This is a genomic window from Thermomonas sp. (assembly GCF_047606765.1).
GTDB lineage: Bacteria > Pseudomonadota > Gammaproteobacteria > Xanthomonadales > Xanthomonadaceae > Thermomonas.
The window spans coordinates 1-6,332 of the sequence record NZ_JASGED010000094.1 but is presented as its reverse complement, the minus strand read 5'-3'; the positions used below and the strand labels follow the sequence as shown (position 1 = coordinate 6,332).

The window sequence follows — 6,332 nt, the reverse complement described above, 5'->3', positions numbered from 1 at the left end:
GCCGGGCGACAACATCAAGATGGTGGTGAGCCTGATCAATCCGGTGGCGATGGACGAAGGCCTGCGCTTCGCGATCCGCGAAGGTGGCCGTACTGTCGGCGCTGGCGTGGTGGCGAAGATCATCAAGTGACGTGACACCCCGTGCGCGCTTCGGCGCGCACGGCAGGTGGAACGTCATCCCCGAGCGCTTTTATCGGGGATCCAGCTTTTGATCTTCACAGCGTCATCCACGCGAAGGCGGGGATCCAGCTTTTGGTCTTCGCAGCATCATCCCCGCGAAAGCGGGGATCAGTTCCGACAAGCCGCCAAGCGCGTTGGAACGAGGGCAGGCGGCGCAAGCCGCCATTGCCTTTTTCGGAAGGCAGGTAATTTTTCGATACGCCAGTAGCTCAATTGGCAGAGCAGCGGTCTCCAAAACCGCAGGTTGGGGGTTCGAGTCCCTCCTGGCGTGCCACCTCGGTTCCGCGTTCTGCGCGGGCCGCGCAAAAGAGAAGACGTCTTGACCAGCAATACGCTGCCCAACCAGTCCGCCGGTGCCGGGGACATCCTGAAGTACGCCGCCGCGCTGTTGCTTGCCGCGGGTGGCGTGTTTGCCTACTACTGGTTCGATGGCCAGTGGCTGGCCGGCGTCCGTGTGGCGGTGGTCGTACTGGGGCTGCTGCTTGGCGTCGGCATCTTCATGCTGACGGGCAGGGGCGCGCGTACCCGCGAGTTCCTGTCGGAGTCGCGCTTCGAGCTGCGCAAGGTGGTCTGGCCGACGCGCCAGGAAACGACCCGCATGATGTGGGTGGTGATCGCTGCGGTGATCACCATCAGCCTGATCCTGGCTGCCTTCGACTGGATCATCCAGCTCGCGGTGAAGGCGCTGCTGGGCAACTGATGGAGACCGCAGTGAGCAATTCAGAAGTCCAGAAGCGCTGGTACGTGGTTCACGCCTATTCCGGGTTTGAGAAGTCCGTGGCGCAGGCGCTGCGCGACCGCATCACCCGGGCCGGCATGCAGGATCGTTTTGGCGACGTGCTGGTGCCCACCGAGGAAGTGGTGGAAATGCGTTCCGGCCAGAAGCGCCGCTCCGAGCGCAAGTTCTTTCCAGGCTACGTGCTGGTGCAGATCGCTACCCATGCCGAAGACGGCATCCCGCGCATGGACAACGAGTCCTGGCACCTGGTCAAGGAAACCCCGAAGGTGATGGGTTTCATTGGCGGCACCGCCGACCGTCCGCTGCCGATCCGCGACGAAGAGGCCGACGTCATCCTGCAGCGCGTGCAGGAAGGCGTGGAGAAGCCGAAGCCGAAGGTGCTGTTCGAGCCGGGCCAGATGGTGCGGGTCACCGACGGCCCGTTCAACGACTTCAACGGCGTGGTCGAGGAAATCAACTACGAGAAGAGCCGCCTGCGCGTCGCAGTGCTGATCTTCGGCCGCTCCACCCCGGTTGAACTGGAGTTCGCCCAAGTCGAAAAGGCCTGAGCGGGTCGCCGGGCCTCGCCCGGCAGTGTGGCGAAAAACCTGTTATCATTTCCGGCTCCCTGCGGGGAACCGGATCACCGAATGGCCGCCAAGTGCGGCCATTGGCACGGATGAATGCAGGGTGGTGCGTGACGTCGGGACACGCATCGCTTTCGAAAATGACGTTCCCGACACGATGGGGAGCCTGCAAAACAGGCGCTTGCACCCGGAGACAACACAATGGCTAAGAAAGTAATTGGCTACATCAAGCTGCAGGTGAAGGCCGGTCAGGCCAATCCCTCGCCGCCGGTCGGTCCTGCTCTGGGTCAGCGCGGCCTGAACATCATGGAGTTCTGCAAGGCGTTCAACGCCGCCACGCAGAAGTTGGAGCCGGGCCTGCCGATCCCGACCGTCATCACGGCGTACTCCGACCGTACCTTCACCTTCATCACCAAGACGCCGCCGGCGACCATCCTGCTGAAGAAGGCCGTGGGCATCACCTCCGGTTCCAAGCGCCCGAACACCGAGAAGGTGGGCAAGGTCACCCGCGCCCAGCTGGAAGACATCGCCAAGGCGAAGGAACCCGACCTGACCGCAGCCGATCTGGACGCGGCGGTGCGGACGATTGCGGGCTCGGCCCGTTCCATGGGCTTGGTGGTGGAGGGTTAAGACGATGGCACTCAACAAGCGACAGAAGGCGATCCTCGCCGCCACCAAGCCGGGCAAGGCGTATTCGATCGACGAAGCCCTGAAGATCCTGAAGGACAACAGCAAGGCCAAGTTCGTCGAGGCCATCGACGTGGCCGTGCGCCTTGGCGTTGACGCCAAGAAGTCCGACCAGCAGGTGCGCGGTTCCACCGTGCTGCCCGCCGGCACCGGCAAGTCCGTGCGCGTGGCCGTGTTCGTGCCCGCCGGTGCCAAGGCCGACGAGGCGCTGGCTGCCGGCGCCGACGCCGTGGGCATGGACGATCTGGCGGAGAAGATGACCGCTGGCGACCTGAACTACGACGTGGTCATCGCCACCCCGGACGCGATGCGCGTGGTCGGCAAGCTCGGCACCGTGCTTGGCCCGCGCGGCTTGATGCCCAACCCGAAGGTCGGCACCGTGTCGCCGAACCCGGCGGAAGCGGTGAAGAATGCCAAGGCGGGTCAGGTGCGCTACCGCACCGACAAGGCCGGCATCATCCACTGCACCATCGGCAAGGCCAACTTCGAGAACGACGCGCTGAAGGGCAACCTGCAGGCGCTGCTGGCTGACCTCATCAAGGCCAAGCCGGCGACCTCGAAGGGTCAGTACCTGCAGAAGATCTCGCTCAGCTCGACCATGGGCCCGGGCGTGACCGTCGATCAGGCTTCGCTGAGCCTGAAGTAATTTGCTGTTTCCTTCCCGCTTCGCGGGAGGGGGTAGTGGTTTTCCCTTCTCCCGCGGGAGAAGGTGCCGAAGACGGATGAGGGTGTTTGACTCGCGCCGAGGCAAAGGAATTTTGAAGGCCCCGTCGCAATTGACCGCGATGGAAGCCGTCAAAGACCGCAGGTGCGGTCTGCGCAAGGCAACGACGGGCAGGGATGCTCACATGGCATGGATTCGCCGTTGCCGAAGGCGGGATCGCTTAATCCGCATCCGCGAGGGTGCTGGCCTGCGTAGATGGTGACGCCCTTTCAGGATGTTTTGGTTCAAGACAGCTTGAGGAAGGCCACCGCCGGGATGCCCATCGCATCCCGAGATGCCACGGATCGGCATCACCCAAGGACCGTCGGCGGCTGGAGCCGCAGGCGGCATTCAATCGAGGAGTGATCATGGCTCTCAATCTGTCCCAAAAGCAGAACGTTGTCGCCGAGGTGGCCGAAGTCGCCGCCAAGGCACACTCCCTGATCGCAGCCGAGTACGCAGGCACCACGGTCGAACAGATGACCGCGATGCGCAAGAAGGCCCGCGAAACCGGCGTGTACTTGAAAGTCGTCAAGAACACGCTGGCCGCGCGCGCCGTGGAAGGCACCGATTTCGCAGTCGCTAAGGACTCGATGGTCGGCCCCCTTCTGTATGCGTTCTCGACCGAGGAGCCCGGCGCTGCCGGTCGCCTGATCAAGGAGTTTTCCAAGGGTAACGACAAGCTGCAACCGAAGCTGGTCGTGGTCGAAGGCCAGCAGTACGGCCCCGCGCATGTCGAAGTGTTGGCCTCGCTGCCGACGCTGGAGCAGGCGCTCGGCATGCTGGCACGCGTGCTGGCCGAACCTGCGGCGATGTTTGCCCGTGCGGTCAAGGCCGTGGCCGACCAGCAAGGTGGTGGCGATGCCGCCCCGGCTGCCGAAGCCGCCGCCGAAGCCGAACCGGCCTAAGCCCAAGACAACGTTTCCCATCCAAACGAAACACATCCAGAGGTAATACACATGTCCCTGTCCAACGAGCAAATCGTCGACGCCATCGCCGCCAAGTCGCTGATGGAAGTGATGGAGCTGGTGAAGGCCATCGAAGAGAAGTTCGGCGTCTCCGCCGCCGCCCCGGTCATGGCCGTTGCTGCTGCCGGTCCGGCCGCTGCTGCTGCCGAAGAGCAGACCGAGTTCAACGTCATCCTGAAGTCCGCTGGCGACAAGAAGGTCGAAGTGATCAAGGCCGTTCGCGGCATCACTGGCCTGGGCCTGAAGGAAGCCAAGGACCTCACCGAGGCCGGCGGCACCGTGAAGGAAGGCGTGTCGAAGGAAGACGCCGAGAAGATGAAGAAGGACCTTGAAGCCGCCGGTGCGACCGTCGAAGTCAAGTAAGCAGTCCTTGCGTCGTCTGGCCCACGCCGGCGACCACTGAAGGCTGGGGGCGAAAGCCCCCGGCCTTTAGCCGTTGTACGGGGCTGCGTTCGCGCGGCACCGGGAACCACCGAAACATCGCAGCTTTGAAACATCGCAGTTCCATACGAGTTGACAGTCGGAAGTAGCGGGAGAGGGCGTGCTGGTGCCGGCAATACCAGCGACTTCCCACTGTCAGTTCCAGGCATTCCCCCGTAGGCCGCGCATGCGTGGCCGAATGAGAGACGAGGCGCACGCCCCATGACCACCGCCATCCAGAAATATTCCTTCACCGAGAAGAAGCGCATCCGCAAGGATTTCGGCAAGAGCCGCTCGATCCTGGAAGTGCCGTTCCTGCTCGCCATCCAGGTCGATTCCTATCGCGAGTTCCTGCAGGAGCACACCGATCCCGCCAAGCGCGAGGACCGTGGCCTGCATGCCGCGCTGAAATCGGTGTTCCCGATCAGCAGCTACAGCGGCAACGCCGCGCTGGAATACGTTGGCTACAAGCTGGGCGAGCCGGCGTTCGACGAGCGCGAGTGCCGCAACCGTGGCCTGAGCTACGGCGCACCGCTGCGCGTCACCGTGCGCCTGGTGATCTACGACCGTGAATCGTCCACCAAGGCGATCAAGTACGTGAAGGAGCAGGAGGTCTATATGGGCGAGATCCCGCTCATGACCGACAACGGCACCTTCATCGTCAACGGCACCGAGCGCGTCATCGTCTCCCAGCTGCACCGCTCGCCGGGCGTGTTCTTCGACCACGACCGTGGCAAGACCCACAGCTCGGGCAAGCTGCTGTTCTCCGCCCGCGTGATCCCCTACCGCGGCTCGTGGCTGGACTTCGAGTTCGACCCGAAGGACGCGCTGTTCACCCGTATCGACCGCCGCCGCAAGCTGCCGGTCAGCGTGCTGCTGCGCGCACTGGGCTACACCAACGAAGAGATGTTGAACGAGTTCTTCGACATCAACACCTTCCACATCGAAGCCGAAGGCGTGCAGCTTGAGCTGGTGCCCGAGCGCCTGCGTGGCGAAACGCTGGACTTCGACCTGGCCGATGGCGACAAGGTCATCGTCGAGGCCGGCAAGCGCATCACCGCGCGCCATGTGAAGCAGCTGGAAACCGCCGGTGTGTCTGCACTCGCCGTGCCGGACAGCTACATCGTCGGCCGCATCCTGTCGCACGATGTCATCGACCCGAAGACCGGCGAACTGCTGGCCACGGCCAACGATGAAATCAATGACGACATCCTGGCCAAGCTGCGCAAGGCCGGCATCGCCAGCGTCGGCACCCTGTGGGTGAACGATCTGGACCGCGGCCCGTACATCTCCAACACCCTGCGCATCGACAGCACCAAGACCCAGCTGGAAGCGCTGGTCGAGATCTACCGCATGATGCGTCCGGGCGAGCCGCCGACCAAGGACGCCGCGCAGAACCTGTTCCACAACCTGTTCTTCACCTTCGAGCGCTATGACCTGTCGAGCGTTGGCCGGATGAAGTTCAACCGCCGCATCGGCCGCAAGGAAGTCACTGGCGCGCCGGTGCTGTACGACGCGCGCTACTTCGCGGATCGCAAGGACGAAGAGTCCGTGCGCCTGCGCAACGAGGTGGGTGCCGGTTCCGACATCCTTGATGTCATCAAGGTGCTGACCGAAATCCGCAACGGTCGCGGCACGGTCGATGACATCGACCATCTGGGCAACCGTCGCGTGCGTTCGGTCGGCGAAATGGCCGAGAACGTGTTCCGCGTGGGTCTTGTGCGCGTCGAGCGCGCGGTCAAGGAGCGCCTGTCGATGGCCGAGGCCGATGGCCTGTCGCCGCAGGATCTCATCAATGCCAAGCCGGTTGCCGCCGCGATCAAGGAGTTCTTCGGCTCCTCGCAGCTGTCGCAGTTCATGGACCAGAACAACCCGCTGTCGGAAGTGACCCACAAGCGTCGCGTCTCGGCGCTGGGCCCGGGTGGCCTGACCCGCGAGCGCGCCGGCTTCGAAGTGCGCGACGTACACCCGACCCATTACGGCCGCGTCTGCACCATCGAAACGCCGGAAGGCCCGAACATCGGCCTGATCAACTCGCTGGCCGTGTTCGCCCGCACCAACAAGTACGG

Annotated in this window: 6 protein-coding genes, 1 tRNA gene and 2 pseudogenes; all 9 read left to right on the top strand. The window is 63.8% G+C overall.

Annotation, left to right across the window (positions count from 1 at the left end):
- Positions 1–130: pseudogene (locus QM612_RS09100) on the top strand (elongation factor Tu); the annotation flags it as partial.
- A 248-nt stretch (positions 131–378) separates the two neighbouring features.
- A tRNA-Trp gene (locus QM612_RS09095) sits at positions 379–454 on the top strand.
- 45 nt (positions 455–499) lie between these two features.
- Positions 500–880: a preprotein translocase subunit SecE gene (gene secE / locus QM612_RS09090; RefSeq protein WP_415253578.1), complete on the top strand. Its 381-nt coding sequence runs from the start codon at positions 500–502 to the stop codon at positions 878–880.
- A gap of 11 nt (positions 881–891) precedes the next feature.
- On the top strand, positions 892–1,467 hold the full coding sequence (gene nusG / locus QM612_RS09085; protein WP_415253577.1) for a transcription termination/antitermination protein NusG: 576 nt from the start codon (positions 892–894) through the stop codon (positions 1,465–1,467).
- A 219-nt stretch (positions 1,468–1,686) separates the two neighbouring features.
- Positions 1,687–2,115 carry a 50S ribosomal protein L11 gene (rplK, locus tag QM612_RS09080; protein ID WP_415253576.1) on the top strand — a complete coding sequence of 143 codons (429 nt, stop codon included), beginning with the start codon at positions 1,687–1,689 and terminating at the stop codon, positions 2,113–2,115.
- A 4-nt stretch (positions 2,116–2,119) separates the two neighbouring features.
- Positions 2,120–2,818: a 50S ribosomal protein L1 gene (gene rplA, locus QM612_RS09075; RefSeq protein ID WP_415253575.1), complete on the top strand. Its 699-nt coding sequence runs from the start codon at positions 2,120–2,122 to the stop codon at positions 2,816–2,818.
- Between the two features lie 425 nt (positions 2,819–3,243).
- On the top strand, positions 3,244–3,783 hold the full coding sequence (gene rplJ / locus QM612_RS09070; RefSeq protein WP_415253574.1) for a 50S ribosomal protein L10: 540 nt from the start codon (positions 3,244–3,246) through the stop codon (positions 3,781–3,783).
- 51 nt (positions 3,784–3,834) lie between these two features.
- On the top strand, positions 3,835–4,206 hold the full coding sequence (gene rplL, locus QM612_RS09065; RefSeq protein ID WP_415253573.1) for a 50S ribosomal protein L7/L12: 372 nt from the start codon (positions 3,835–3,837) through the stop codon (positions 4,204–4,206).
- 291 nt (positions 4,207–4,497) lie between these two features.
- A pseudogene (gene rpoB / locus QM612_RS09060) lies at positions 4,498–6,332 on the top strand (DNA-directed RNA polymerase subunit beta); the annotation flags it as partial.

What these genes read in the sequence shown, in the direction of transcription:
- rplK (WP_415253576.1), top strand. Translation starts at nt 1,687, where the DNA reads ATGGCTAAGAAAGTAATTGGCTACATCAAGCTGCAGGTGAAGGCCGGT.
- rplA (WP_415253575.1), top strand. Translation starts at nt 2,120, where the DNA reads ATGGCACTCAACAAGCGACAGAAGGCGATCCTCGCCGCCACCAAGCCG.
- rplJ (WP_415253574.1), top strand. Translation starts at nt 3,244, where the DNA reads ATGGCTCTCAATCTGTCCCAAAAGCAGAACGTTGTCGCCGAGGTGGCC.
- rplL (WP_415253573.1), top strand. Translation starts at nt 3,835, where the DNA reads ATGTCCCTGTCCAACGAGCAAATCGTCGACGCCATCGCCGCCAAGTCG.